Origin of the sequence: Microbacterium sp. CPCC 204701 (assembly GCF_004010105.1) — a bacterium.
In the GTDB taxonomy this organism is placed as follows: domain Bacteria; phylum Actinomycetota; class Actinomycetes; order Actinomycetales; family Microbacteriaceae; genus Microbacterium.
In genome coordinates this window covers 1-23,519 of record NZ_RRYE01000019.1, presented here as the reverse complement: position 1 = coordinate 23,519, position 23,519 = coordinate 1, and the positions used below count along the sequence as shown (strand labels likewise).

Sequence of the window (23,519 nt, the reverse complement as noted above, 5' to 3'; positions counted from 1 at the left end):
GGCTGCGACCCATTCCGAGGCTCCGGGGGCAGAGGTGAAGAGCACCGCGTCCACTTCGCCGTGCGCGGTGGCGGCTACCGAGCGCGAGACCACCGCTGGATCGGGCGGCGGTCCCCAGCGGTAGACAGTCAGGCTCACCACGTCCGCGCCTGCCCCCTGGAAGATCTCGTCCAGTCCGTCGGCGCCGGACCCGTGGTGCTGCACCGCGACACGCCGGCCGTGCAGGCCTTCGGCGAGCAGGTACTCGCCGAGCTCGGCCGACGTCTCGGATTCGGCCACCCAGTCCGCCGTGAGCCCCGCCTGCTGGATCGCCCCGCGAGCCTTCGGGCCGCGGGCGACGATCTGGGCCCGCGACAGGGCCGCGTGGAGGTCGTCCAGGAGTCCCGCCTCGTCGGCGGCCTCCATCCACCCGCGGAAGCCGACGCCCGTGGTGGCCACGACCACCTCTGGCGGGCGGGCGATGAGCTCACGCGTCGCGGCGACGAGCGCGTCGTCGTCGATGTGAGGCACGATCGTGAGCGCCGGGGCGTGGCGCACCTGTGCTCCGTGACGCTCGAGCGCCGCCGCCAGCTCGAGCGAGCGGCGGTCCACGGCGATGACGATGGTGCAGCCGTCGAGCGCCGCGGAGAGCTGCGCGCGCGGCGGATCCCCGGAATCGGCAGGACGGGAGGACTCGTTCACCGCAGCACGCCGCCGATCGGGGCGTCGGACGCGAGCAGATCGGGGAGGAGCATGCCCGCGCGCGCGACGTCGCCCACGACGATCACGGCGGGATTGCGCACCCCGATGCGGCCGGCTTCGAGCACCACGGCGGCCAGCGTCGTGCGCGTCGTGCGCTGGTCGGGGTGGTGGCCGCGCTCGACGATCGCCACAGGACGGTCGGCGGGCACGCCGGCGTGGAGCGCATCCGAGACGAGGCGGGGGAGCGCGCCGACCCCCATGAGCACGACGGTCGTGACGTCGGGATCGCCGAGAGCCGCCAGCGTGGCCGCCGTCAGCTCGGACTGTCCGTTCACGATGTGGACGGCCGACGCGACGCGGCGATGGGTCACCGGGATGCCGGCGGCCTCCGGCACCGCGACGGCGCTGGTGACCCCCGGCACGACGTCGACGGGGATGCCGGCCGCAGCGCACGCGACGACCTCCTCGCCGCCGCGGCCGAACACGAACGGATCGCCGCCCTTGAGACGGACGACGCGCTTGCCCCGGCGCGCGCGATCGACGAGCAGCGCATTGATCTCGTCCTGCGGCACCGGATGGTGTCCGGGCAGCTTGCCGACGTCGATCACCTCGACATCCGGTGAGAGGTGCGGGCGGATGTCGGGACCGAGGCGGTCCATCACCACCACGTCCGCGCGCATGAGCAGGCGCCAGGCGCGCAGGGTCATGAGGTCGACGGGACCGGGGCCGCCGCCCACGAGGTCGACACGGCCGGCGACGACCGCGCTCACGCGTCGACCTCCCATCGCACCAGAACGTGCCCGTCGTCTACCGTCACCGGCCACACGTGCAGCGACGCGGGCTCCTTGCCCTGCGTGTCGAGGCAGGCGCCCGTCCGCAGGTCGAACACCTGCTTGTACATCGGCGACGCCACGGTCGGCGCATCCTGCCTCGTCCCGACGATCCCTCGCGAGATGACGTTCGCGCGGCTGTACGGGTCGAAGTTCGACACGGCGTGCACCCGCCCCGTGTCGAGCAGGAAGAGCGCGATCTGCGTCCCGCCGAGGAGGGCGGCGCGGCCGCGCTCGACTTCCAGGTCGTTCAGGGCGCACACGCGCACCCAGCCGTCGGGGACGACGTACTCGGCCGTCTGCGGATCGGCGATCGTCATCGGCGCACCTCCAGGGTGGTTCCGGCGATGAGCACGCCCGACGCGGCGCGCTCCTCCTCGGTTGCGGGTCGGGGCTGCCCGCGCTCGGCGGTGTAGGCGAGCGAGGGATCGGGGGTCGTCGGGGCGTTGACGAACGACGCGAACCGGTGCAGCTTCTCGGGGTCCTCGAGGGTCGCCTTCCACTCGTCCTCGTAGGAGTCCAGGTGCGCCGCCATCGCGGCGTCGAGGTCGGCGCAGATGCCGAGGCCGTCGTCGAAGACGACGGCGCGGAGCCCGTCGATGCCGCCGTCCAGGTCTTCGAGCCACGGCGCCGTGCGCTGCAGCCGGTCGGCCGTGAAGATGTAGTACATCAGGAAGCGGTCGATGGCCGTCAGCAGCTCGTCGTCGCCGAGGCCCTCGGCCAGCAGCACCGCGTGCCGCGGCGTGAAGCCGCCGTTGCCCCCGACGTACAGGTTCCAGCCCGCCTCGGTCGCGATGACGCCGACATCCTTTCCGCGCGCCTCGGCGCACTCGCGGGCGCAGCCCGAGACGCCCAGCTTCAGCTTGTGGGGCGACCGCAGTCCTCGGTAGCGCAGCTCGAGGCGAACCGCCATGCCGACCGAGTCCTGCACGCCGTAGCGGCACCACGTCGACCCGACGCACGACTTCACGGTGCGCAGGGACTTGCCGTACGCGTGCCCCGACTCGAAGCCGGCGTCGACAAGGCGCTTCCAGATGGCGGGCAGCTGCTCGAGGCGCGCGCCGAACAGGTCGATCCGCTGGCCCCCGGTGATCTTCGTGTACAGGCCGAAGTCCTTCGCGACCTGGCCGATCACGAGCAGTCCCTCGGGAGTGATCTCGCCGCCGGGGATGCGCGGGACGACCGAATAGCTGCCGTCCTTCTGCAGGTTCGCCATCACGTGGTCGTTGGTGTCCTGCAGCGCGGCGTTCTCGCCGTCGAGCACATGGCCGCGCACCAGGGTCGAGAGGATGCTCGCGAGCGTGGGCTTGCAGATGTCGCACCCGCGGCCGGTGCCGAAGCGCCCGATCACCGCGCTGAAAGTGGTGAGCCCCGAGACCCGGACGGCGTCGAACAGCTGCCGTCGCGACATGTCGAAGTGCTCGCACAGCGCGTTGCTCAGGGACGCCCCCGACTTCGCGAGCTCGGTGCCCACGATTCTCTTCACCATCATCACGCACGAGCCGCAGGCCGCGCCGGCCTTGGTGCATGCCTTGATGCCGGCGACGTCGGTGCACCCCTCCTCGTGCACGGCGTCGCGGATCCTTCCGGCGGTGACGCTGTTGCACGAGCACACCAGGACATCGTCGGGTAGGTCGCCGGTCGGCGCCGCGACGCCGCCCTCGGGCATGAGGTATGCGGCCGGGTCGCCGCCGAGCGCGCCGCCGACGAGCGGGCGCAGCGATCCGTACGCCGACGCGTCGCCGATCAGGATGCCGCCGAGCAGCGTCGTGGCGTCGTCCGACAGCACGAGCTTCTTGTAGACGCCCGCGACCGGGTCGGCGTAGGTGACGTCGAGGGCACCGGGCGTCTCGGCGAACGCATCGCCGAAGCTCGCCACTGCGACGCCCGACAGCTTGAGCTTGGTCGACAGGTCGTAGCCGGGGAATGATGCCTCGCCCCCGAGCAGCCGAGTCGCCGCGACCTCCGCCATCGCATAGCCGGGCGCGACCAGACCCACGCACGTCCCGTCGTAGTTGGCGACCTCGCCGATCGCGAGGATCCGCGGATCCGACGTCTGGCAGCCCGAGTCGATCAGCACCCCGCCGCGCTCGTGCACGTCGAGCTCGGCGGACCGCGCGAGCTCGTCGCGCGGCCGCACGCCGACGGTGAAGACGACGACGTCGGTGCGCTCGTAGCCGCCGTCGCGGAACTCCAGCCCGGTCACCTGTCCGGTGCCGTCGGGGTCGAGCCGTGTCGTGACGGTCTCGGTCCTGACGTTGATGCCGCGCGACTCGATGAGGCGGCGCAAGGCATTCCCCGCGGGCAGGTCCAGCTGCGCCGACATGAGCCTGTCGGAGGACTGCACGACGGTGCAGTCCACGTCGAGGCCCCGGAGCGCCCCGGCCGCCTCGAGTCCCAGGAGCCCGCCGCCGATCACGGTGCCGGTGATCGGGCGGCCGAGTTCCGACGAGCGGCGGCGCACGAAGTCCCGGAGCTTCTCGACGTCGTCGAGCGTCCGGTACACGAAGCAGCCCTCGAGCCCGAAGCCGTCGACTGCGAGACGAGCGGCGTACGATCCGGTGGCGAGCACGAGGCGGTCGTACGCGACGCTGACGCCGCTCTTGGTCGTGACACGCCGCGCCGATCGGTCGATGCGCGTCACGGCGTCGCCCTGCAGGAACCGCACGCGGTCGTCCTCGAGCACGCCTCGCTCGAGGGTGAGGTCGTCGGGGGAGACCCCGCCGAAGTACCCGGTGAGTCCCACGCGGTCGTACGGATGCCGGTCCTCCTCGCCGATGAGCGTGACGCGCCACTGATCTCCGGCACGGCTCAGCAGGCTCTCGACGAAGCGATGTGCCACCATTCCCGCGCCCACGACCACGACGTGCGTGCCGAGGGCGGGGGTGATGCTCATGCCGTCACCGTACGCGGGGGATGTTGCCGGGGCATCAGCGCCGTGTTTCGGGCTGTTGACACTGCTCTGCCGGGTTTCGGCGCTGCCGCGGTGCGTCATGACTCCTCCTGATCCGCGAGAGGTCTCTCGGTGGGTGCGACGCTATGAGCGCGGTGTTTCACCCCCGCATCGCGTCCGGTTACCCCGAGCGAACGTTTCGCTCACACCGGGAGGGCCGTGGTTGTGAGGGACGGATGCCGGGGACTCGGGGCATCCGTCCCGTTAGGGTGATGCCAGGACAGGACGGGGGTCGGCGATGCAGACGTGGCCGGGATCGGCGTATCCGCTCGGAGCGACGTTCGACGGGAGCGGCACGAACTTCGCGCTGTTCAGTGAGGGCGCCGACCGCGTCGAGCTGTGCCTGTTCGGAGAACGCGGAGCGGAGACGCGTCTGGATCTCGCCGAGGTCGACGCGTACGTGTGGCACGTGTACCTGCCCGGCGTGCAGCCCGGTCAGCGCTACGGCTATCGCGTGCACGGCCCGTACGACCCGGCGAACGGGCAGAGGTTCAATCCCTCCAAGCTGCTGCTGGATCCGTACGCGAAGGCCGTGGAAGGCGCCGTGCAGTGGGGGCAGTCCGTCTACGGGTACGACTTCGGCGACCCGGACTCCCGCAACGACGATGACTCCGCCGCCGCCATGATGAAGGGCGTCGTGGTCAACCCGTACTTCGACTGGGCCGGCGACCGCCGCCTCGGCACCCCCTACTCCGAGACCCTCATCTACGAGGCTCACGTGCGCGGGCTCACGCAGCGGCATCCCGCGATTCCCGATGAGATGCGCGGCACCTACAGCGCCCTCGCGCATCCCGCGATCGTCGACCATCTCACCAAGCTCGGCGTGACCGCGATCGAGCTCATGCCCGTGCACCAGTTCGTCGACGACGCCGTCCTCCAGGAGAAGGGGCTGTCGAACTACTGGGGCTACAACACGGTCTCGTTCTTCGCCCCGCACAACCGGTACTCGGCTGCAGGCGACCGCGGACAGCAGGTGCAGGAGTTCAAGGGCATGGTGCGGGCTCTGCACGCGGCCGGCATCGAGGTCATCCTCGATGTGGTGTACAACCACACGGCCGAGGGCAACCACCTCGGCCCGACCCTGTCGATGCGCGGCATCGACAACGCCGCGTACTACAAGCTCGAAGTCGACGACAAGCGGTACTACACCGACTACACGGGCACCGGCAACAGCCTCAACGTCAGCAACCCGCACTCCCTGCAGCTGATCATGGACTCGCTGCGCTACTGGGTGCTCGACATGCACGTCGACGGATTTCGCTTCGACCTCGCATCCGCGCTCGCGCGCGAGTTCTACGACGTCGACCGGCTGTCGGCGTTCTTCGAGCTGGTGCAGCAGGACCCGGTGGTCTCGCAGGTCAAGCTCATCGCCGAGCCGTGGGACGTCGGCCCCGGCGGATACCAGGTCGGCAACTTCCCGCCGCAGTGGACGGAGTGGAACGGGCAGTACCGCGACACCGTGCGCGACTTCTGGCGCGGCGAGCCGCAGGCCCTCGGGGAGTTCGCATCCCGGCTCACGGGCTCGGCGGACCTCTACGAGCACTCGGGACGCCGGCCCGTGGCATCCGTCAATTTCGTCACCGCCCACGACGGGTTCACGCTGCGGGATCTGGTGTCGTACAGCCAGAAGCACAACGAGGCCAACGGCGAAGAGGGGCGCGACGGCGCCGACGACAACCGCTCGAGCAACTTCGGCGTCGAAGGGCCCACGGACGACTCGGCGGTGCTCACGCTGCGGGCGCGTCAGCAGCGCAACTTCATCGCGACGCTGCTGCTGTCGCAGGGCGTGCCGATGCTGCTGCACGGCGACGAGATCGGCCGGACGCAGCATGGCAACAACAACGGCTACGCGCAGGACAACGAGACGACCTGGATGGACTGGGATGCCGCGGACCGGCCGCTGCTCGAGTTCACGGCCGCGCTGGCCAGGCTCCGCCGCGACCACCCGACGTTCCGGCGCCGGCGGTTCTTCGACGGGAGGCCGGTGCGCCGCGACAGCGGCGCTCCGCTGCCTGACATCGCCTGGCTTCGTCCCGATGGCTCGCTCATGCAGCCCGAGGACTGGGATTCCGGCTTCGGCAGGGCGATCGGGGTGTTCCTCAACGGTGCCGGCATCCGAGAGCGCGACCGTCGCGGCGACGAGATCCGCGACCGCCACTTCATCGTGCTGTTCAACGCCGGCGACGACATCATCGACTTCCACATCCCGGAGGTCGAATCGAGCCCGGACTGGGAGGTCGTGATCGACACGGCGGGGGAGCGCGCCGACTCCCAGCTCGTGCGACCCGGCGACATGGTGAGACTCGCCGCGAAGTCTCTCCTCGTCCTCAGCGAGCACCCGCGCGTCGCACGGGAGATCGATCACTCGGTGGCGGCGTCGCTGGCCGCGCTGGCGACCGAGCCGGAGCCCGCGCACGCACCGCGAGCGGAGGCGCAGGGCCTGTAGCGGAGGCGGATCAATCGACGCCCAGCCAGGAGCGATCGGTCAGCACGATCGGCCCGGACTCCGTGATGGCGACGGTGTGCTCGGAGTGGGCCCCGCGCGAGCCGTCGGCCGAGCGCAGGGTCCAGCCGTCGGGGTCGGTCACCAGCTGGTCGGTCGTCTGGAGGAACCATGGCTCGAGCGCGATCACGAGTCCCGCCCGCAGCGGATACCCTCGCCCGGCCTTGCCGTCGTTCGGCACGTGCGGGTCGCCGTGCATGACGCGGCCGACGCCGTGGCCCCCGAAGTCGGTGTTGATGGAGTAGCCGGCGCCGTGGGCGATGGTGGCGATGGCGGCCGAGATGTCGCCGATGCGGTTGCCCGCCGTGGCCGCGGCGATCGCGGCGTCGAGCGCGCGCTCGGTGGTCTCGATGAGGGCGAGGTCCGCATCGCGCTGCGTGCCGACGACGAACGAGACGGCGGAGTCCGCGACCCACCCGTCGATCGAGGCCGCGAAGTCCAGCGAGACCAGGTCGCCGTCGCGCAGGGCGTAGTCGAACGGCAGCCCGTGCAGCACGGCGTCGTTGATCGACGTGCACAGGACCTTGCCGAACGGGCGGGCACCGAACGACGGGTGGTAGTCGATGTAGCACGACTCGGCGCCGGCGCGGCGGATGAGGTCGTGCGCGCGACGGTCGATGGCGAGAAGATTCGTGCCGACCCTGGTCTCGTCGCGCAGCGTCGCGAGCGTCTCGGCCACGAAACGCCCGGCGGGCTTCATCGCCTCGATCTCGGCAGGTGTGCGCAACTCGATCATGTGAAGGATTCCTCTCGTCCGGATCCATTCTGTCGGACCATCCGTCGCTCGGCTGTGAACATGCTCCGCGCCGCACGCGGAACCGGTCCGCGCACGGACGGCACGGCGTAGCATCGAAGGCATGTGGCTGCGTCGTGCGTTCTTCGGCTGGCTCCTCCCGGCCGCGTTCGTCCTGCCCCTGTGGCTCCTCGTCGGCTGGGCGATCTTCAATGCCGGCGGCTGGGCGTTCCTGTGGGTGCTCTTCCTCGCGATCCCGGGTGTGTTCCTGTGGCAGCTGCTGCTGACCCTGCTGGTACGCGCTCGCGGCACGGTGCGGGCGCATCGCGCGGTGTCGTGGTGGGACGTCCTCGGCTTCACGGTGTGGCACGTGCTCGTCATCTCGCTCGGATTCTTCGCCGAGGCGTGGTGGGCGCCGGTCATGGTGCTTGCGATCCTCGCCGGTGTGGGCCTGTTCTGGCTGGAGCTGTGGCAGCTGTGGAGCGAGGCCCGCCCCTCGCGCTTCGTACTGCAGTCGACGGACGGCGTCGCGTACATCCCGCCTCCGGCACAGAGCGGCCGGGCTGCCGACCAGGACGTCATCGTCGTCACCGAGAGGCACTCGCCGCCCGCGAGCTGACGCGTTTTGGCCGGGTGCGCCATCCATGGCAGAATGGGCGTTTGTGCCCTGACCGGTTCTGCCTCAGGGGAACCCGCTGTACGGCGTCACGCCGAAGGCCTTCGGCACACCATCCCTGAACACACATTCCCGCGGTCGACCTGTGGCGGCCGCAGAGAGAGACGATCATGCAGATCCTCGACGCCGTCGACGCGGCTTCGCTCCGCTCCGACATCCCCGACTTCGGTCCCGGTGACACCGTCAAGGTGCACGTCAACATCACCGAGGGCAACCGCTCGCGCATCCAGGTATTCCAGGGCGTCGTGCTGGGCCGCTCCGGCGACGGTGTGCGCGAGACCTTCACGGTCCGCAAGATCAGCTTCCAGGTCGGCGTCGAGCGCACCTTCCCGGTGCACTCGCCGGTGATCGACCACATCGAGGTCGTCACTCGCGGCGACGTGCGCCGTGCGAAGCTCTATTACCTGCGCAACCTCCGTGGCAAGAAGGCCAAGATCAAGGAGAAGCGCGACAGCTGACGCGCTCGCGCAGCCGTTCTCCCGAAGCCCCGGACCCCGACGGTCCGGGGCTTCGTCGTTCTCGGGACCGCCCGGAATGTGCGACCCTTGAAGACAGGTCCGCCGACCGCCGGCCGGCCCGCGAAGGATCCCGCATGACGACCGAGAAGTCGGCCCCCGCCGAGTCGGCGCCCGTTCCCCGGTCCGGGGGCGAGGCCACGATCCAGCCCCGCAAACGCGGGTGGGTGGTGTTCCTGCGCGATGTCATCGTCATCATCCTCATCGCGGTCGTCGTGTCGTTCCTCGTCAAGACGTTCCTGGTGCGCTCGTTCTACATCCCGTCGGGGTCGATGGAGGACACGCTCCTCATCGACGACCGCATCCTCGTCGACGAGATCACTCCCCGGTTCGGAGGCTACGAGCGCGGCGACATCGTCGTGTTCCAGGACCCGGGCGGGTGGCTTCCGCCGAGCACGGAGCCCGCGCGCCCGCCGATCGTGGAAGCGGGCGAGTGGGTGCTCTCGCTCGTCGGCCTCGCCGCTCCCGACAGCGACGATCACCTCGTCAAGCGCATCATCGGGCTGCCGGGCGACCATGTCGTCTGCTGCAACGCCGCCGGCCAGATCACGGTCAACGGCGTGCCCGTCGACGAGAGCGACTACATCGAGGTCCCGTCGGCCGATGCCGCGGCATCCGGCGCGCCCTTCGACGTCGTCGTGCCCGACGGCAGCCTCTGGGTGCTCGGCGACAACCGCTATCGCTCGAAGGACTCGCGGTACAACACCGACCAGCCGGGGAAGGGCTTCGTGCCACTCGACAACGTCGTCGGGCGCGCCTTCCTCGTCACATGGCCTCTCGACCGCTTCGGGATGCTCGACTTCCATCACGAGGTCTTCGGCAGCGTCCCCGCACCCGAGCCGCAGGACGCGTCGCCGTGACCGTCGCGGAGCCGAAGCTCACGCTCGAGCGTCGACTCCTGCGTGAGCACGCGCTCGTCATCGCGTGCGACGAGGTCGGGCGAGGAGCCCTCGCCGGGCCCGTGGCCGTCGGGGCGGCCGTCATCGACGCCCCGCGCTCGCGCAAGCGCGTCCCCGCCGGGCTGCGCGACTCCAAGCTCGTGCCCGAGCCCAAAAGGGCCGATGTCGCCTCGCGTGCGGCGTCCTGGGTCGCCGCGAGCGCCGTGGGATGGGCGAGCTCCGCCGAGATCGACGAGATCGGCATCATCCGCGCGCTCGGCCTGGCGTCACTGCGGGCGCTCGCCGATCTGCGGGCGCACGGCGTGATCCCCGAGGAGGCGATCGTCATCCTCGACGGCAACTACGACTACATCACGCCCGCCGGCGCTTGGGGGCTCAACGTCCGTCCGATCATCAAGGCCGATCGCGACTGCGCGTCGGCATCCGCGGCATCCGTCATCGCGAAGGTCGCGCGCGACCGGCTGATGACCGAGCTCCACGACGAGCTGCCCACCTACAACTGGGCGCGCAACAAGGGGTATGCGAGCCCCGACCACCGTGAGGCGATCCGCGAGCACGGCATCAGCCGGCACCACCGCGCGTCGTGGTCGATCGCCGACGCTCCGACGCTGTTCTGACGCGGCACGGGGACCCGAAGACGCGCTGGTCTCGGCATCCGCTCGCGCCCGTAGGATGGAAGCACCATGGACGACGACGTGTTCGAAGACTACGACCGTGAGCTCGAGCTCGCTCTGTACCGCGAGTACCGCGACGTCGTCTCGCAGTTCCAATACGTGATCGAGACCGAGCGCCGGTTCTACCTCGCCAACGAGGTGAACGTCGTGCGCCGCGACACCGAGCACGACTTCTACTTCGAGATCTCGATGTCCGACGTCTGGGTGTGGGACATCTACCGCGCCGACCGCTTCGTCAAGGCCGTGCGCGTGCTCACTTTCAAGGACGTCAACGTCGAAGAGCTCTCGCGCCGCGACTTCCACCTGCCCGAGGAGCTCTCGCTCGACACCTGAGCGAGCAGGCGCACTCGGCGCCTCCTCCACAGAACGGTCGTTCCGGCGTCGCCGACGCAGTTCTGAACGGATGCCGCGACCCGGCGTCCGCGCGCGTACGCTCGCGCGCGACGATGCCGGGATGGCAGACAAAGACGTGTTGGGGCGTGCGGGCGAGGATCGTGCGGCAAGGTACTTCGAGCGCCTCGGGTTCACGGTGCTCGCGCGCAACTGGCGATGCCGCGACGGTGAGATCGATCTGGTCGTCGCCGACTCGGCGTCGGTGGTCGTCGTCGAGGTCAAGACGAGGCGGGACGAGGCCTACGGGCATCCGTTCGAGGCGATCGACGCGCGCAAGCGCGCCCGGCTCTGGCGCCTCGCCGCGGCGTGGGCCGCCGGGCATCGCGAGCTCATACAGGGGAGGCGGCTGCGGATCGACGCCGTCGGCTTGACCGGACGAGATCCCGGCACCGCGCTTCTGGAGCACCTCGTCGACGTGGAGGTGCCGTGAGCGTCGCGCGCACGTGGGCGGTCGCCCTCGTCGGCGCCGAAGGCGAGTGCGTCGAGGTCGAGGCAGACCTGTCGAATCAGACTCCCGAGTTCCGCATCATCGGCCTGCCCGACAAGGCGCTCGCCGAGGCGGTGCAGCGGGTGCACAACGCGTGCGCCAACAGTTCGACGCCGCTGCCGCGCCGACGGCTCACTGTGAACCTCTCCCCGGCGAGCCTGCCGAAGCAGGGCTCGGGCTTCGACGTGGGCATCGCGATCGCGTCGCTGGCGACCGAATCCAGGATGGATGCCGCGTCCGTGGCGGGCACGGTGCACCTCGGCGAGCTCGGGCTCGACGGACGGCTGCGCCCGATCCCCGGCATCCTCCCCGCCGTCGTGGCGGCGCGTCGGGCGGGGCACCGCCGCGTGGTGGTGCCGCACGCCAACGGTCCGGAGGCGGCGCTCGTCGACGGGATCGAGGTGCTGGCCGCGGCCAATCTGGCGCAGGTCATCGCCTGGCACGGCGGCGACGTCGACGTCCCCGACGACGTGCCGGTCGCGCTGGCCGACGGAGAAGCGCCGCCCGCCGGAGCGCTCGATCTCTCCGATGTCATCGGTCAGCGAGAAGCCGTCGAAGCCCTCATCGTGGCTGCGGCCGGCGGACACCATCTGCTGATGTGCGGTCCTCCCGGTGCCGGCAAGACCATGCTGGCGAGCCGGCTGCCCGGCATCCTGCCGGCCCTCGACGATCAGGCGGCGCTGGTCAGTGCCTCGATCCGCAGCCTGTCGGGCGCGCGCGTGCTCGAGCTCTCGCGCACGCCCCCCTTCGAGGCGCCGCATCACAGCGCGAGCGTCGCGGCGCTGGTCGGCGGCGGATCGCGGGTCCTGCGGCCGGGGGCGATCGCGCGTGCGAGCGAGGGCGTGCTGTTCCTCGATGAGGCGGGGGAGTTCCAGGCGAGCGCGCTGGACGCGCTGCGTCAGCCGCTCGAGACGGGATCCATCACCATCCACCGCGCTGGGACGAGCGCGCAGTATCCGGCGCGATTCCAGCTGGTGCTCGCCACCAATCCGTGCCCGTGCGGCGACTACGGCATCCGGGGCGGCACGTGCACGTGCCCGCCCGCCGCGATCCGGCGTTACCTGGGGAGGCTCTCCGGTCCGCTGCTCGACCGCATGGACATCGAGCTCACGCTGTCGCGGGTCTCGGTCGCGCAGCGGGACTCGGTGCCCGTGACGACCACCGCGGTGGCACGCGAGCGGGTCGCCGAGGCACGCGCCTGCGCGGCTCGACGCCTGGAGGGCACGCCGTGGCACGTGAACGCCGATGTGCCGGGCACCTGGCTTCGAGAAGGGCCGTCGGCACCGACGCCGGTCGTGCGCCGGCCGCTCGACGCCGCTCTCCATCGCGGAGCCCTGACTCTCCGCGGCTACGACCGGGTCCTGCGCGTCCGCAACACTTGGTTTCATCTGATGTGAGGATGGACGCGATGACGGACTTCCTCGAGCAAGCTGAGCAACCCAGATGCCCTGCATGCGGCGTGCTCATGCGAGACGCTACCGGCGCCGCGACGTGCCCAGCGTGCGGCACGGTCACGCACTATGACACAGCCCAGCGCCCTCGAGGCGCTGACGACCTACCCGGCATCGCGGGCGGCTGACGTGCGACCAATTACACCGCGCACGCGGCCGGCCCAGAATCCAGCCGTCGGCCGCGACGCCTCGGCGAACGCGGCGCAGAGCTCGCGGACCGGGCACGCCGAGCACACCTTGGCGAGCGTACGTGCCTCGTCGGGCGTGATCCGGTCGGCGATGAACCCCGGATGTCCATCGCACGCGGGACGCACCTTCTCGAGCGCCGCAGAGAGCACGGCGTACTCGTCGGCTCCGCGCCGGAGCATCGCGATCGAGTCCCAGTCGACCGACCGCTCAGATTGAGCGGTCACGTCCTCCGCGTCGGCCGATGACGCATCGGGCACCGGTGCGGGGCGAGGCCTCGTGAGCGTCGCGGGCGGCTCCGGATCGGGGAGTCCTTGCTCGCGGGCGCGACGCCGGCGACGGTAGTACGCGACCGGTGCCGTCTTCAGCTTCTCGCGCCACCAAGTCAGCAGCACCTGCTCGTCGACGAGCCGAGCGCGCTGCCCGTTGCGTTCGCCCCACACCATCGGCATCCCGGCCGCAGCCCACCGGCGCACGATCGCCTCGGAGCTGCGCACGCGTGCCGCTGCCTCCTTGTAGTCCAGCCAGACCGCCTCCGCGACCTCGACCACGACGCCTCATCCCTGCCGCCAGCAGCCCCACCAGCATCACACGGGGGAGGGAGCGGCAGGCTGCCTCGCCATCTGCGGCGCGTCAGATGCAATCTCGTGTGCCGGTGAGGGGAGAACCCCCGTCGCATCCCGTACACGCCTAGGTGAGCCGCACATGCCCGGAGATGTCGGAACCCGCCGATACGATCAGGCACGTGGACCCGACGCTCGCTGCCCTCGCCGGCGCGGCGCTCGGCGCCATCGCAACAGCAACCGTGCCGTTCATGACCATCCACGCTCGCCGGCGCGACGAGGCTGAAGACCGGCGTCGCGCAGACACCGTCCAACTGCTCGACGCGTTGATCCGGCTTATCAAGGCGCGCAACATCGGCGACTGGCGGCTCTACTCGGCCACGCACTCCGAAGCCGCCATCGCGCTCCAGAAGCTGATCTTGAACGCCGAGCCCCGTGACGCGAAGTACCTGCAGCAGGTCGGCAACTTCGCGCTCGAGTCCATCGGTGACCAGCAGAATGTCGCGCTCGCGACCGTCGGTGTCGAAGCCCTCTCGCTGGTGCTCACCCGATGGTGCCACGGCGAGATCAAGGGCCGACGCATCGCCGACGCGTATGAGCCAGCGCTCGAGACACAGTTCGACCGCCACGAATCCCGCAGAAACAGGAACTAGGAGAACCGCCCGTGCTCTACTTCGTGAAGCCGTTCGGCCAGCTCAGCTGGACCGCGAACGTTGACCAGACCGTGCTCGACTTCGCTCGCGCCCATGGCAAGGACCTCGCGCAGCTGACCGACTGGTGGGAGCCCTCCGACCGCTCCGCGAATGAGGATGACGTACGAGTCGCCCTCCGTTACGGAATCGCAGCGACAGGCGGCATCATCCTCGACGGCATCCACGTGTACACGGTTCAGCGGCCAGGGACGCTGCGAATTCTGGCCGACGAGAACGCCGTCCGAACCGCCGCCTACAACGCAAGCCCCCAGGTGAAGATGGTCGACGAGTACCTCGAGCAGATGATGCCCGGCTGGAGGGAGCAGGGCAGAAAGACGGACGCCGGCGTTGCCGAATCGCTGAAGCGCTCAGTGCAGGAGGCGGAGGCCGACGCGGCAAAGGAACTCGCGGCACCCGTGCAGGATGAGCTCGTCAGCCATTGGGCGAAGCTCGGTGGGGCGCTCCCGGATCCGCTCTGACACCCACAGCGCGTCGCCGCCGCGTGGGACGACGCGTCGCACCAACCAGGTGAACCCGTCGTGCGCGGCCGCGGTGGAACGCGACACGTCCGCAGAGTCACAGCTCGGTGTCCTCGTCGGGCGCGTCCGGATGCGCCAGCGTCAGCCGAATTGATCGGGGCCGGTGCCGTTGAGGCGGCTGCTGCCACCGGATCCGAACACCTGGAGCGGCGGGCCAAGTCATGACTTGGGTGCTCTCGTACTGTGCCGTGTTCTGGTTGAGCAAGTACTCTCCGGATGCCTCGACCGGGAGCCAGGCCTTTACCGACTCGCCCGACTCGAGCTTCGCCACGCGAGCCGCGCGCGACGACCCATGTCCTCCGTCAGCGCGCACTCGCACGTTGAACGCCGGCCCATCCCCAATGTTCGTTACCTCGAAGGCCACGCGGGCGACTCCGTCCCGGATATACCAATCGCCCACGGGAAGCCCTCGGGTTTCGACGCGGAAGAACGGCTGAGGCCGCTCCATCCGGGCGACGGCCAATCCGATGAACGCAGCTACGAGCGCACCGACGATGGTCGCAATCAGGGTGGCGACGAACGCGTTCCAGTCAAATCCAGCCATCGCGTCGGCGATGCGGTCGAGCTGGCAGGCCACGGTGTTCGGTGCGCACTCCACATCCCGAACTCTACGGTCCGCGGGCAACCCGCTGGCGTACAGCGTCGACGAGCGACGCGTAGCGGAGGACCGGCGCAAGTTTCGGTGTCAACGTGGAACCGAGGCGCGTCGACCGGTAGACGACGGGGACACGTTTGGTGATCACAGCGGGTTCGCGTGTGCCCGGGGAGCGCCTCACGCGCGTGCGCGATGGGGGTCGAAACCCCGGGGAGAGAGGACCACGCCCCCGGAGCGTGGTCCGCCCCGGGCCGGTTCGTAGATTTCTGGCGGTGTGCAGGCTCGCTGCGGAGATCGAACGGCGCTTGCGGGCTCCGCTCCCTCGGGGTTGCTCAGCTCGCCGCGCGGTTGCGAGCGACTGGTGACTGCTGCCACGGTTGCGGTGTGAGACGACGGATGGATGAAGGTGGGCGAAGGCGGGCATCGTCGCACACATGGGTCAGCCGCGAGCCATGACGCCGGCGCAGACACCCGGCCTCGACGAGTTCAACAGGCACCTGGACGATCCGGGCCTGCTTGCGAGCATGACCTTCCTCCGAGGGCATCTGCTGCTCGAACAGGCGCTCACACGCATCTTGGAGTTGCGTGCGGTGGATGCGTCGGCCCTCCGACTCGATCGACAGACGTTCGCGTCGAAGCTCAACATCTGCCGAGCACTCGGGTTCGTGCCCGAAGATCTGGCCGGCGCGATAGGAGCGGTGAACCGGGAACGCAATCGACTTGCGCACCGGCTCGACGCGAAGGTCGACCGCGAGTCGTTGCAGGCGCTGGTGAACGGCCTCCCACGACGCATCCGAGTGTCGATCGATGCGGTGATCGCCGCGGCCCCTGACACAACTGACTACATGCGCGCGGCTGCTCACGGCGACCTCCGGGCGATGGGTCTGCCTGCGGTGGAGGCCGCGATCGATCTCTACATCTCGGGTGCCGCGATGAAGCTCACGATGCAGGCGCTATTTCTCGTGCTCGCCATGGGCTTGGGTCATGAGGTACTGCTGGCCGAGTATCGCAAGGAGCACGGCGACCGCATAATGGCCTTCGAACTCGCGTGTGCGATGCAGGACGACCCGCCGAGCGCCGACAAGATCGCGAGCATCCGCGAAAATCTCGGGCTGCCGCCCGAGCCGGATCCCCGCGACGCTCTGAGTGCACTCTTCGGTGGTTCCGAAACGTAGCCTTGCGGAGCCACGGCCGTGCCCTTCTGTGCCAGGCGTCAACGTTCCTCGATGGGCGCGCCGGTCACGGGGTCGAGGGTCGTGACGGGTGCGCCGGCGGCGCCGCGGAGAGCGGCCAGCCCGCCGGCGGGCAGTGGACCTGCCCAAGTCGGTGACTGCGGTTCCTCCGTACCGGTCCGCTGCGGTGAAGGCATCGACGGGTTCCGGTTGGCGACCCAAACGGGGCGGACGGCCAGCTCGGTCGTCCAGCTCAGCTTGGGCATGACGCCGAGGAGGTCGGCGGGTTCAATCGTGCGTTCGTAGATCGACAGCGTCCCGACGCTTGGCCAACGGAGTCTGTGGTACTCGACGTACAACTCAGCAGCGCGACGATCGACCCACCATGCCATACCGTCGGCGAACTCGGGTGTCGCGGCACGGAATGCCCGCACTGGCGATGAGGGCCGCGCAGACTCCAGAGGGCGGAAGTACGCGATGAAGCCGACGGCGTCGAACATGCGGCACCAGGCGCGCGCGTCTGCAGCGAGCAGCGGATGATGACCTCGCGTCCACCTGGTCGTGAGGGCCGCCGCTTTCAGCAGCTGATCTTCAGATGTCGCAAACAGCTCCCTCAAATCGTCGTCCGACCGTGGCCCGGCGCTGAACTCACGCAGCCACACGTCGAACGCGGCCCACTCGCACGCTCGTTCGGCGCGCGGGCGGCTGCTGGATACTCCGGCCACGCGCGTCACCACCAGACAGGCATAGGTTCGCCGAGGCCGCCGGCCGTGGGTGCGCGGTTGCCGCGGTGCTGGTTGCAGGAGGCGTGCGCGTGACGGAAGTTGTCGGGGTCCTCGGCGAGTTCGGGGAAGTCGGACACGGGGTGGTAGTGGTCGAGGTTGTGGGAGTCGGGCGTCGTGCCGGGTGCGGCGATGTAGTCGATGCGGTCGCCGCAGAGCCAGCAGGATGCGAGGTCGCGGGTGGTGGGGTCGCCGTCGAGTCGCAGCCCGTCCTGGAAGAACGCGTCGCGCAGCTCGTGCATGCGGCGAGTGTTGGTCCGTTGAACCATCAGATCTCCTGAGTGAGTGTGGCGGGGGCTCGCGTCACAGCTGGTGCTGCGCGACCGATGCGAGCCCCCGCGCGGTGGGGTCGACCTCGCTCAGCGTCGACGCCCGGGAGATGGACACGGTCGGCCCCAACCGGAAAGGAGCGGCGAGCGAGCAGCCGTGCCCGAGGGAGCATCTAGCGGCCGTCCCGCATCTTCGTGAGCTGGGCGACGAGGTCCTGCTCGAACGGGTCGGTGGCGACCGCGCCGCGTCGGATGCGAAGCGCGTGACGCTCTGCGAGCTTGGACGCGACCTCTTCGGGGGTGTTGAGGCGCAGACCGCCGCCGGCGAGCTTCAGCCAGTCGATGTGACCGTCGCGACGACCCTCGACGTAGTATGTCCCGTCGAGCGACCAGCCCGCGCCGTCAGCGAAGCACACGCTGTAGTCCACTGCGCTCGGGTCGCCGAGGATGGGTCGACGGTCCTCCTCCGCAGCCTCGCGCTGCTCATCCCGGGTGGGGCTGAGCTCGAAGACCTCTGACACGGTGATCCGGAACCGCACGAACGGGGCCAGGACCGCGATCGCGCCACGGACTCCGCGCCACGCGTCGACCGCTCCGGGGTCGTCGAGCATGATCACGTCGTCCGACGTCGTCTGGTACGTGAATCCGTACTCACCTGCGGCCCTCACGAGTGGTGCCGCCGCCTCGTCGAATATCGGCCGAAGCTGCTCGATCATCCCGTCCAGTCGAGGAACGATGTCAGCCGCGACTTCGCCGAGCAGCCGGCCGCGGAACTCGTCAAGGCCGGCACGGATGCCTCGGCGATCACGAGAGGGCACGTCCCCGTCGGTGTGGTTGCGGATCGCGAGGTCCGTCACAACGTCGCGCGCTTCGTCGTCGGATAGCTCGAGCAGCCGGGTGGGCTGTCGTTCGGCGTGCGACTTGGCAGCGTCGAGCAGCTCGATCGCGCGGCCGATGGAGGCGGGCGCCTCGAGGCCGACGCGCTCGCACGCACCCTTGAAGCGGTAGATCCCATCCCACGACGTCATCGCGCACCTCCGAACTCGCGGATCATGCCCTGCTCGAGCAGGTGTTCGATCTGCCGGGCCGGGATGGTCGGCGGCAGGATCGCGTTCCGGTTGAAGTGCGCCTGGCTGCGACCGACCCCCGCGACGACGACCGGCGCGATGACCTGGTAGCGGGTGTGGCCGTGGATGAAGGTGTTCACGCGTCGCCTCCGAACGCGAGCTCGTACAGCGCGTCATCGGCGAGCTGCACGGCCGTGGCCTCCGCGCCGGACGTGGTCGCGGTCCGGCCTTCCTCGGCCCCGAACGCGAGCTCGTACAGGGCATCCTCGGCCGCGCGCTGCGCGAAGAGCGGGGTCGGCGAGGCCTTGCGGCGACCGAGCTGGGCGTCCGCGGCGGCCAGGACCTGCGCGTCGCTGGCGTTGGCGGGGAGTCCGAGCCGCTCGGTGAAGTTCCGACGGGTGACGGTCTTGGGCATGGAAGCCTCCGGGTGTCGAATCGACTGCCGCGCCGGCCCCTGGCCTGTCGCGCGTTGCCCCCTGGGCTCCGTGACCGGTGACGCCGGCACCTGGCCCGTCACGTCTCCGTCCCGAGCCACTGTAGCGCCGACGCCGGACGTCGCCGCGTTAATGGCTCGGTCGGCGTGCCGAGATGCGGCCGAGCCGCGAGCAGCTCGTCGACGAGCAGCTCGACCCGCGCCCACACCAGCCGGCCCTCCTCATCGACGAGATGCGCGAGCGGCACCCGCACGGTGAAGTCGCTCGGATCCGCGAGCCGCTCCTGCAGGTACAGACCCAGCAGCATCCGGTTCGCCTCCTCGAGCGCCGCACGAGTCGCCGCGTGACCCGCCTGCTCCTCGCGCAGCGACCGCCGCCACCGCGCGCACTCGACCGCCAGCCGCTGCTCCCGCGTCCGCTCGACGCTCACGCGATCACCCCAGCACTGCCCGGTGTCACGGTCGGCCAATCGATCACATTCGCGCGCTCGTGAGAACCCCCGTTGTCATCAGCCCGTCCCGTCCCGTCCCGTCCCGTCCCGGTGTCACGCGTGACATCAGCCGTGACACCGGGAGCCAGATCGCAGTTCGCCGGGAGGCAGAGCGCGTGATCGCCAGCATGGTGAGCGCGCTGACGTCGCTTGCGGACCTTCGCTTGCTCAGCCGACTTCACGATGTGCGGGGGAGGCGCGTGCTCGTCGATCGCGAGAATGCGGTAGGTACCGCCCTCGACCGCGATGAGGCCTGCCGCGGCGAGCTCGGCGAGAGCGCGTGCCGGTTCGGGATGGTCGGAGGCCCGCCGAGCGTCGACGTGACGGATCACGCCATCGAGTCGACCGTTGCGACAGCAGAACTGGATCATCGCGAGGTAGTGCCACCTGCAGGCGAAGTCGAGGTCACCGAGCCTTGCGTCGTCGGTCCACGAATCGTCGAGTCGCGTCCACGTCATGCGGTCACCTGCTCTCCGGCCGTGTGCGCCTCAGCGACCCGCGTGTCAGCCGCGGCAGGGGCTACGACCCCACCGGGACCCGGAGCGCGCCTCAACGCGGCCCACGCGCGACGGTCGGAGGCCGACCCTGCGACGGTGCGCCAGCCGTTCAGCTTCGGAACCGGGAGGCGTAGCACGGCGGCCGCGCACGACGCACACGGCGGGTGTACGGTCGCGAACCCGTTCTGGCAAGCCCAGGCGAGTTGCGCCGCGCAGGCGTCGCAGAGTCCGAAGTCGAGCGCATGCTGCATGACGCGCGCCCACGTTCTCGCCTGCGATTCGGTCTCAGGTCGGTGGGACCTGTTAAAGTTCATCTCCACGATGTGCTCCTTCACATCGCGAGCCCTCAGACGCACGACCGCCGCCAGCAGCCGTTTGAGGGCTCGCCGCTTTCTCGGCGGGGCTCAGCCCTCAAGGTCGGACAGCTGGTCCGTGACGTCAGCGCGCCGGCGCAGCACGCGATCGGGCGCCGAGCTCGGGCGCAGGAGCAACGCGAGCCGGTCACGCTGCGCGGCGGTCAGCGGCGGAGCGGCCTCGACCACGCGGCGGATGTGCTCCTCAAGCTTCGCCTCGCGCAGGTTGAGCGTCGCCTCAATCAGCTCAGGGTCGTCGGCGGGACGGTGACGGGAGAGCGCGCTGACGCGGGCGCGCTGCTGGTAGATGGTCGAAGTGGCCACGGATGCCTCCACGGGCGCGGAACCTAGCCCCTCCTGCTGGGGTGGGGCTCAAGGATCCCGCTACGAAGCCGCGTGGACGGTGGCAAGAGGTACGACCTGACCTCTTGCTACGAACGTAGCATCGACCTCGACACAATCAGCCGATCGCCGCCCGGGTTCCACATCCCCAGCCGCTGCGCGTACGGGATGCCGTCGATGACCGCGCTGAGCCGGTCACCGCGGATCGTCAGCGGCTGGTCGCGATGCTCGGCCCGACACGCGCGACAGATCAGCGTGAACCGGTTCGAGGTGGGGTCGCCGGGCCGGTCCGCTGTCACGGACGCGTGCCGCAGCTCGCGCGACGATGGCAGCAGGAACCAGCGTCCATCGCGACGATCGAGGCGGGCGACGAGAACCGCGAACTCGTGGTCGTCACAGTCGACCTGCACCCTGTCCACCGGCCGGAAGTCGCGGTTCTCCTCGGGCTCGCTCATCCTGCCACCGCCTCGACCCGCTCGACACCGGCGGCCCACATTCCGTGCCCGAGCGCGTGCCATCCGACGGTGCGTAGGCCGACGCGTTCGAGCGCAGCGTCTGCGGCCGCGCGGGCGCCGACCACGTCGTCTGCCTCGACCGGAACAGCGAACAGCGGGCCCTGGTTGGGAGTGCGGACCTCGCACGACCAGCCATCCGCGCGGCGCACGAGGCCGACGATCACGCCCTCACCGTGCTCCTCCGGATCATCCTCCAGCAAGTCCTCTAGCGCCATGATGACTGGGCGGCAATCGTCCACCACATGCGCCTGTTCAGCGGCCGTGTGCGCCTCGGCAACGCGCATCCTGGCGTAAAGAGGGGGCGGAGCCTCGATCAGCCGCAGGACGTCGCTACGACGGAAACGACGCTCACCGCCGGGAGTGCGCCCCGCTGTGATCCAGCCCTTCGCCCCCCAATACCGCAGCGTCTGCGGATGCACATTCAGCAGCCGCGCCGCCTCGCCGATCCGGATCAGATCATCCAGCGCCCCGATCACCGCGCGCTCACCGTCTCGACGTCGTCGGAGAGCCACTCGATGCCGACCGTCTCGGGACGGAACGTGCGCGTGCCCCGACCCGGCGGATAGAGAACCACGCGCATCAGCGCTGCGATCGCCGCTCGGCGGCGAGATAGCGGCAGGCCACGCCAGACCCCTGCGACATCCGCAGCCTCGACCAGGTCGCCGAGCACATCGACGCGTCCCGCGTCAGCGAGCGAGCGTTCAACCTCAGCCAGCCGGGTTCGAATACGCTCCGTCGCCACGCGGAGCTGGGCACTCGTCAACGCGCCATCCGCGAACTCCACCGCGAGCGCCTCGAGCCGTTCGCGCAGCCCGGTCGCGGTCATCTGCAGCTCCTCGCTGTCGACCTCCGGACGCCGCATGAGCAGCGTCCGGGCATCCGGCTTTGATAGCCGCGCGATCGCGACGGCCTCGACGTACTCCTCGACCGGGTCCGCCATCCGTGCGATGTGACCTAGCGAGCCAGAGCATCGATACGCACGTATGCCGCGCCGAGCGTTGCCGCCAGCGTGCACGGTCGCGTCGCAACCCGCGACCCCACAGACAGCGATCCCGGTGAGCAGATGGGTCGCGGCGCGTCCACCGGTTCGGCGCGCCGCATTGCTCAGCACGGCGCGCGCCGCCTCGAAAGTCGCCTCGTCGACGAGAGCGGGCCACTCCGCGGGCGCCGGAAGAATCTCGCCCCGGTATCGCACACGCCCCATGTACCGGGGATTGAGCAGCACCGCACGCACCGCATCGGCCCGCCACGGCGAAGGCTCCCCAGCGTGCCCGGAGCGAGCCTGCCGCGACTGGCCCGTCGTGAACCCGGCCTCGTTCCAGCGCCGCGCGATCGCGGCGAGCGGAGTGCCCAGCAACACCTCCCGGTAGCCGTCGCGGACCGCGGCCGCTTCCGACTCGCGCACCGTGAGGCCGTCCGACTCGAACCCGAACGGCCGACGCCCGCCAACCCACCGCCCAGCCCGGGCCCGCTGCTCGTTCGCTCGAGCCTGGCGCTCACCCTTGCGCCGCGCTTCGAAGCGCGCCATGGCTGTGAGGACCGAAGCCTGCATCTCGCCCGACGCGCTTGTCAGGTCGAGCTCTCCCTCGAGCGTCGTCACCGCGATCCCCGCGTCGATCAGCGTCGTCAGGTCGCGCTGCGTGCGCAGCAGCCGATCAAGGTTCGTCGCCACGACGACGTCGAAGGAGTCCGCCGCGGCGAGCATCCGCGCCCACGCCGTCTGCGGGCCACGCGCCTTCGATGCGCTCGTATCGTTGTCGAGAAGCTCGGGCCCTGCCTGCCAGCCGCGAGCGGCGATGAGCGAACGGCAACGATCGAGCTGGCGGTCGATACCCTCAGCGGCATCGACCGACTGGCGCGCGTAGATCGCCGCCCTCATGGTCGAGGGACCGCTCCGTGAGCTTGATGTGCTTGCCATGCCAGTAACGCTAATTCATAGTGCTGCGGGTGGCGTGGTCGCTCGCTGACCTCGACGGTCGCTCCCAGCTCGGCGCGGACCACATCGGACGAGCGCTCTACCTCAAGAAGGGAATCGCGCTGTGATCGAGTTCGACCTCTCGCCGGGGGCTGCCCGGGCTGCGCTCGGAGGGTTCGCGCCGTCGCGCGACGACGACCCCGCGGTCGCGGACCGCTTCGCGACGGTGGTGTGGTCGCACCTCGTCGAGCCCGGTGACTCGGTGGCCGGGCGGGTCGTGGCCGCCGACGGCGCCGCAGGCGGCCTCGCTGCC

Annotated in this window: 30 protein-coding genes and 1 pseudogene; 13 read left to right on the top strand and 18 right to left on the bottom strand. The window is 70.0% G+C overall.

Translation table 11 applies throughout. From position 1 onward, the window contains the following. The 4 genes from EIO58_RS03245 to nirB all read right to left on the bottom strand — a co-directional run. Nucleotides 1-681, bottom strand: a 681-nt coding sequence (locus tag EIO58_RS03245; RefSeq protein WP_205789104.1) for a uroporphyrinogen-III synthase, incomplete at its 3' end; no start/stop codon positions are given. Further along, entirely contained in the window at nucleotides 678-1,451 is a 774-nt protein-coding gene (gene cobA, locus EIO58_RS03240) for a uroporphyrinogen-III C-methyltransferase (RefSeq protein WP_240658543.1), read from the bottom strand. The genes cobA and EIO58_RS03245, both read right to left, overlap by 4 nt. After that, nucleotides 1,448-1,831 carry a nitrite reductase small subunit NirD gene (gene nirD, locus EIO58_RS03235; protein ID WP_127818258.1) on the bottom strand — a complete coding sequence of 128 codons (384 nt, stop codon included), beginning with the start codon at nucleotides 1,829-1,831 and terminating at the stop codon, nucleotides 1,448-1,450. The genes cobA and nirD overlap by 4 nt, the downstream gene beginning before the upstream one ends. Beyond that, nucleotides 1,828-4,407, bottom strand: a complete 2,580-nt coding sequence (nirB, locus tag EIO58_RS03230; RefSeq protein ID WP_127818257.1) for a nitrite reductase large subunit NirB — start codon at nucleotides 4,405-4,407, stop codon at nucleotides 1,828-1,830. The genes nirD and nirB overlap by 4 nt, the downstream gene beginning before the upstream one ends. A 295-nt stretch (nucleotides 4,408-4,702) precedes the next feature. Between nirB and glgX the strand changes: the two genes are divergently transcribed. Continuing rightward, entirely contained in the window at nucleotides 4,703-6,910 is a 2,208-nt protein-coding gene (glgX, locus tag EIO58_RS03225; RefSeq protein WP_127818256.1) for a glycogen debranching protein GlgX, read from the top strand. 10 nt (nucleotides 6,911-6,920) lie between these two features. Here the strand turns inward: glgX and map are convergent, their stop codons facing one another. After that, the gene (map, locus tag EIO58_RS03220) at nucleotides 6,921-7,703 is read right to left on the bottom strand and encodes a type I methionyl aminopeptidase (protein ID WP_127818255.1); all 783 of its coding nucleotides are present in this window, start codon (nucleotides 7,701-7,703) and stop codon (nucleotides 6,921-6,923) included. A gap of 121 nt (nucleotides 7,704-7,824) precedes the next feature. Here map and EIO58_RS03215 point away from each other — a divergent pair, with 121 nt between their 5' ends. The 7 genes from EIO58_RS03215 to EIO58_RS03185 all read left to right on the top strand — a co-directional run bounded on the left by EIO58_RS03215 (nucleotide 7,825) and on the right by EIO58_RS03185 (nucleotide 12,741). Beyond that, entirely contained in the window at nucleotides 7,825-8,319 is a 495-nt protein-coding gene (locus tag EIO58_RS03215; protein ID WP_127818254.1) for an MFS transporter permease, read from the top strand. 167 nt (nucleotides 8,320-8,486) lie between these two features. Continuing rightward, entirely contained in the window at nucleotides 8,487-8,834 is a 348-nt protein-coding gene (rplS, locus tag EIO58_RS03210; protein WP_127818253.1) for a 50S ribosomal protein L19, read from the top strand. Nucleotides 8,835-8,968: 134 nt separating this feature from the next. Then, nucleotides 8,969-9,751 carry a signal peptidase I gene (gene lepB / locus EIO58_RS03205; RefSeq protein WP_127818252.1) on the top strand — a complete coding sequence of 261 codons (783 nt, stop codon included), beginning with the start codon at nucleotides 8,969-8,971 and terminating at the stop codon, nucleotides 9,749-9,751. Next, nucleotides 9,748-10,407 (top strand): ribonuclease HII, encoded by a 660-nt coding sequence (locus tag EIO58_RS03200; RefSeq protein WP_127818251.1) that lies wholly within the window; start codon nucleotides 9,748-9,750, stop codon nucleotides 10,405-10,407. The genes lepB and EIO58_RS03200 overlap by 4 nt, the downstream gene beginning before the upstream one ends. Before the next feature lie 66 nt (nucleotides 10,408-10,473). Then, nucleotides 10,474-10,797, top strand: coding sequence for a DUF2469 family protein (locus EIO58_RS03195; protein ID WP_127818250.1), 324 nt, complete (start codon nucleotides 10,474-10,476; stop codon nucleotides 10,795-10,797). A gap of 121 nt (nucleotides 10,798-10,918) precedes the next feature. After that, entirely contained in the window at nucleotides 10,919-11,287 is a 369-nt protein-coding gene (locus tag EIO58_RS03190; RefSeq protein WP_127818249.1) for a YraN family protein, read from the top strand. Further along, nucleotides 11,284-12,741 carry a YifB family Mg chelatase-like AAA ATPase gene (locus tag EIO58_RS03185; RefSeq protein WP_127818248.1) on the top strand — a complete coding sequence of 486 codons (1,458 nt, stop codon included), beginning with the start codon at nucleotides 11,284-11,286 and terminating at the stop codon, nucleotides 12,739-12,741. The genes EIO58_RS03190 and EIO58_RS03185 overlap by 4 nt, the downstream gene beginning before the upstream one ends. 158 nt (nucleotides 12,742-12,899) lie before the next feature. Here EIO58_RS03185 and EIO58_RS03180 read toward each other — a convergent pair whose 3' ends face one another. Further along, the gene (locus EIO58_RS03180) at nucleotides 12,900-13,532 is read right to left on the bottom strand and encodes a WhiB family transcriptional regulator (RefSeq protein ID WP_127818247.1); all 633 of its coding nucleotides are present in this window, start codon (nucleotides 13,530-13,532) and stop codon (nucleotides 12,900-12,902) included. A gap of 194 nt (nucleotides 13,533-13,726) precedes the next feature. Here EIO58_RS03180 and EIO58_RS03175 point away from each other — a divergent pair, with 194 nt between their 5' ends. Then, nucleotides 13,727-14,197, top strand: a complete 471-nt coding sequence (locus tag EIO58_RS03175; protein WP_127818246.1) for a hypothetical protein — start codon at nucleotides 13,727-13,729, stop codon at nucleotides 14,195-14,197. Between the two features lie 11 nt (nucleotides 14,198-14,208). Next, nucleotides 14,209-14,715: a hypothetical protein gene (locus EIO58_RS03170; protein ID WP_127818245.1), complete on the top strand. Its 507-nt coding sequence runs from the start codon at nucleotides 14,209-14,211 to the stop codon at nucleotides 14,713-14,715. Nucleotides 14,716-14,812: 97 nt separating this feature from the next. Here EIO58_RS03170 and EIO58_RS03165 read toward each other — a convergent pair whose 3' ends face one another. After that, entirely contained in the window at nucleotides 14,813-15,373 is a 561-nt protein-coding gene (locus tag EIO58_RS03165) for a hypothetical protein (protein ID WP_127818244.1), read from the bottom strand. Nucleotides 15,374-15,822: 449 nt separating this feature from the next. On the opposite strand from EIO58_RS03165, the gene EIO58_RS03160 reads away from it, so the two are divergent. Further along, nucleotides 15,823-16,545, top strand: coding sequence for a hypothetical protein (locus EIO58_RS03160; protein WP_127818243.1), 723 nt, complete (start codon nucleotides 15,823-15,825; stop codon nucleotides 16,543-16,545). 38 nt (nucleotides 16,546-16,583) lie between these two features. Here the strand turns inward: EIO58_RS03160 and EIO58_RS03155 are convergent, their stop codons facing one another. The 11 genes from EIO58_RS03155 to EIO58_RS03105 form a co-directional block, all read right to left on the bottom strand. Beyond that, nucleotides 16,584-17,279 (bottom strand): hypothetical protein, encoded by a 696-nt coding sequence (locus EIO58_RS03155; RefSeq protein WP_127818242.1) that lies wholly within the window; start codon nucleotides 17,277-17,279, stop codon nucleotides 16,584-16,586. Next, nucleotides 17,273-17,593 (bottom strand): HNH endonuclease, encoded by a 321-nt coding sequence (locus EIO58_RS03150; protein WP_240658542.1) that lies wholly within the window; start codon nucleotides 17,591-17,593, stop codon nucleotides 17,273-17,275. Before EIO58_RS03150 ends, EIO58_RS03155 begins: the two co-directional genes overlap by 7 nt. A gap of 173 nt (nucleotides 17,594-17,766) precedes the next feature. Next, nucleotides 17,767-18,621, bottom strand: a complete 855-nt coding sequence (locus tag EIO58_RS03145; protein ID WP_127818240.1) for a hypothetical protein — start codon at nucleotides 18,619-18,621, stop codon at nucleotides 17,767-17,769. Continuing rightward, complete coding sequence (locus EIO58_RS03140; RefSeq protein ID WP_127818239.1) at nucleotides 18,618-18,800, bottom strand: hypothetical protein; 183 nt, start codon at nucleotides 18,798-18,800, stop codon at nucleotides 18,618-18,620. Before EIO58_RS03140 ends, EIO58_RS03145 begins: the two co-directional genes overlap by 4 nt. Further along, entirely contained in the window at nucleotides 18,797-19,075 is a 279-nt protein-coding gene (locus tag EIO58_RS03135; protein WP_127818238.1) for a hypothetical protein, read from the bottom strand. The genes EIO58_RS03140 and EIO58_RS03135 overlap by 4 nt, the downstream gene beginning before the upstream one ends. Before the next feature lie 98 nt (nucleotides 19,076-19,173). After that, nucleotides 19,174-19,524, bottom strand: a complete 351-nt coding sequence (locus tag EIO58_RS03130; RefSeq protein ID WP_127818237.1) for a hypothetical protein — start codon at nucleotides 19,522-19,524, stop codon at nucleotides 19,174-19,176. Continuing rightward, entirely contained in the window at nucleotides 19,521-20,042 is a 522-nt protein-coding gene (locus tag EIO58_RS03125; protein ID WP_127818236.1) for a hypothetical protein, read from the bottom strand. The genes EIO58_RS03130 and EIO58_RS03125 overlap by 4 nt, the downstream gene beginning before the upstream one ends. Nucleotides 20,043-20,485: 443 nt before the next feature. Beyond that, nucleotides 20,486-20,758 (bottom strand): hypothetical protein, encoded by a 273-nt coding sequence (locus EIO58_RS03120; RefSeq protein ID WP_127818235.1) that lies wholly within the window; start codon nucleotides 20,756-20,758, stop codon nucleotides 20,486-20,488. 107 nt (nucleotides 20,759-20,865) lie between these two features. Then, the gene (locus EIO58_RS03115; protein ID WP_127818234.1) at nucleotides 20,866-21,231 is read right to left on the bottom strand and encodes a hypothetical protein; all 366 of its coding nucleotides are present in this window, start codon (nucleotides 21,229-21,231) and stop codon (nucleotides 20,866-20,868) included. After that, the gene (locus EIO58_RS03110; RefSeq protein WP_164861511.1) at nucleotides 21,228-21,767 is read right to left on the bottom strand and encodes a MerR family transcriptional regulator; all 540 of its coding nucleotides are present in this window, start codon (nucleotides 21,765-21,767) and stop codon (nucleotides 21,228-21,230) included. Before EIO58_RS03110 ends, EIO58_RS03115 begins: the two co-directional genes overlap by 4 nt. Continuing rightward, a complete protein-coding gene (locus tag EIO58_RS03105) occupies nucleotides 21,764-23,209 on the bottom strand; it encodes a recombinase family protein (RefSeq protein WP_127818232.1) in 1,446 nt (481 codons plus the stop codon). The genes EIO58_RS03110 and EIO58_RS03105 overlap by 4 nt, the downstream gene beginning before the upstream one ends. A 29-nt stretch (nucleotides 23,210-23,238) precedes the next feature. Between EIO58_RS03105 and EIO58_RS03100 the strand changes: the two genes are divergently transcribed. Continuing rightward, nucleotides 23,239-23,334: a hypothetical protein gene (locus EIO58_RS03100; RefSeq protein ID WP_240658541.1), complete on the top strand. Its 96-nt coding sequence runs from the start codon at nucleotides 23,239-23,241 to the stop codon at nucleotides 23,332-23,334. Continuing rightward, nucleotides 23,331-23,519, top strand: a pseudogene (locus EIO58_RS03095) (DNA-processing protein DprA); the annotation flags it as partial. The gene EIO58_RS03100 and the pseudogene EIO58_RS03095, both read left to right, overlap by 4 nt.

What these genes read in the sequence shown, in the direction of transcription:
- EIO58_RS03105 (WP_127818232.1), bottom strand. Translation starts at nt 23,209, where the DNA reads ATGGCAAGCACATCAAGCTCACGGAGCGGTCCCTCGACCATGAGGGCG.
- EIO58_RS03145 (WP_127818240.1), bottom strand. Translation starts at nt 18,621, where the DNA reads ATGACGTCGTGGGATGGGATCTACCGCTTCAAGGGTGCGTGCGAGCGC.
- EIO58_RS03125 (WP_127818236.1), bottom strand. Translation starts at nt 20,042, where the DNA reads ATGACGTGGACGCGACTCGACGATTCGTGGACCGACGACGCAAGGCTC.
- EIO58_RS03115 (WP_127818234.1), bottom strand. Translation starts at nt 21,231, where the DNA reads ATGAGCGAGCCCGAGGAGAACCGCGACTTCCGGCCGGTGGACAGGGTG.
- EIO58_RS03195 (WP_127818250.1), top strand. Translation starts at nt 10,474, where the DNA reads ATGGACGACGACGTGTTCGAAGACTACGACCGTGAGCTCGAGCTCGCT.
- EIO58_RS03190 (WP_127818249.1), top strand. Translation starts at nt 10,919, where the DNA reads ATGGCAGACAAAGACGTGTTGGGGCGTGCGGGCGAGGATCGTGCGGCA.
- glgX (WP_127818256.1), top strand. Translation starts at nt 4,703, where the DNA reads ATGCAGACGTGGCCGGGATCGGCGTATCCGCTCGGAGCGACGTTCGAC.
- nirB (WP_127818257.1), bottom strand. Translation starts at nt 4,407, where the DNA reads ATGAGCATCACCCCCGCCCTCGGCACGCACGTCGTGGTCGTGGGCGCG.
- EIO58_RS03160 (WP_127818243.1), top strand. Translation starts at nt 15,823, where the DNA reads ATGACGCCGGCGCAGACACCCGGCCTCGACGAGTTCAACAGGCACCTG.
- map (WP_127818255.1), bottom strand. Translation starts at nt 7,703, where the DNA reads ATGATCGAGTTGCGCACACCTGCCGAGATCGAGGCGATGAAGCCCGCC.
- nirD (WP_127818258.1), bottom strand. Translation starts at nt 1,831, where the DNA reads ATGACGATCGCCGATCCGCAGACGGCCGAGTACGTCGTCCCCGACGGC.
- rplS (WP_127818253.1), top strand. Translation starts at nt 8,487, where the DNA reads ATGCAGATCCTCGACGCCGTCGACGCGGCTTCGCTCCGCTCCGACATC.
- EIO58_RS03135 (WP_127818238.1), bottom strand. Translation starts at nt 19,075, where the DNA reads ATGCCCAAGACCGTCACCCGTCGGAACTTCACCGAGCGGCTCGGACTC.
- lepB (WP_127818252.1), top strand. Translation starts at nt 8,969, where the DNA reads ATGACGACCGAGAAGTCGGCCCCCGCCGAGTCGGCGCCCGTTCCCCGG.
- EIO58_RS03150 (WP_240658542.1), bottom strand. Translation starts at nt 17,593, where the DNA reads ATGGTTCAACGGACCAACACTCGCCGCATGCACGAGCTGCGCGACGCG.
- EIO58_RS03215 (WP_127818254.1), top strand. Translation starts at nt 7,825, where the DNA reads ATGTGGCTGCGTCGTGCGTTCTTCGGCTGGCTCCTCCCGGCCGCGTTC.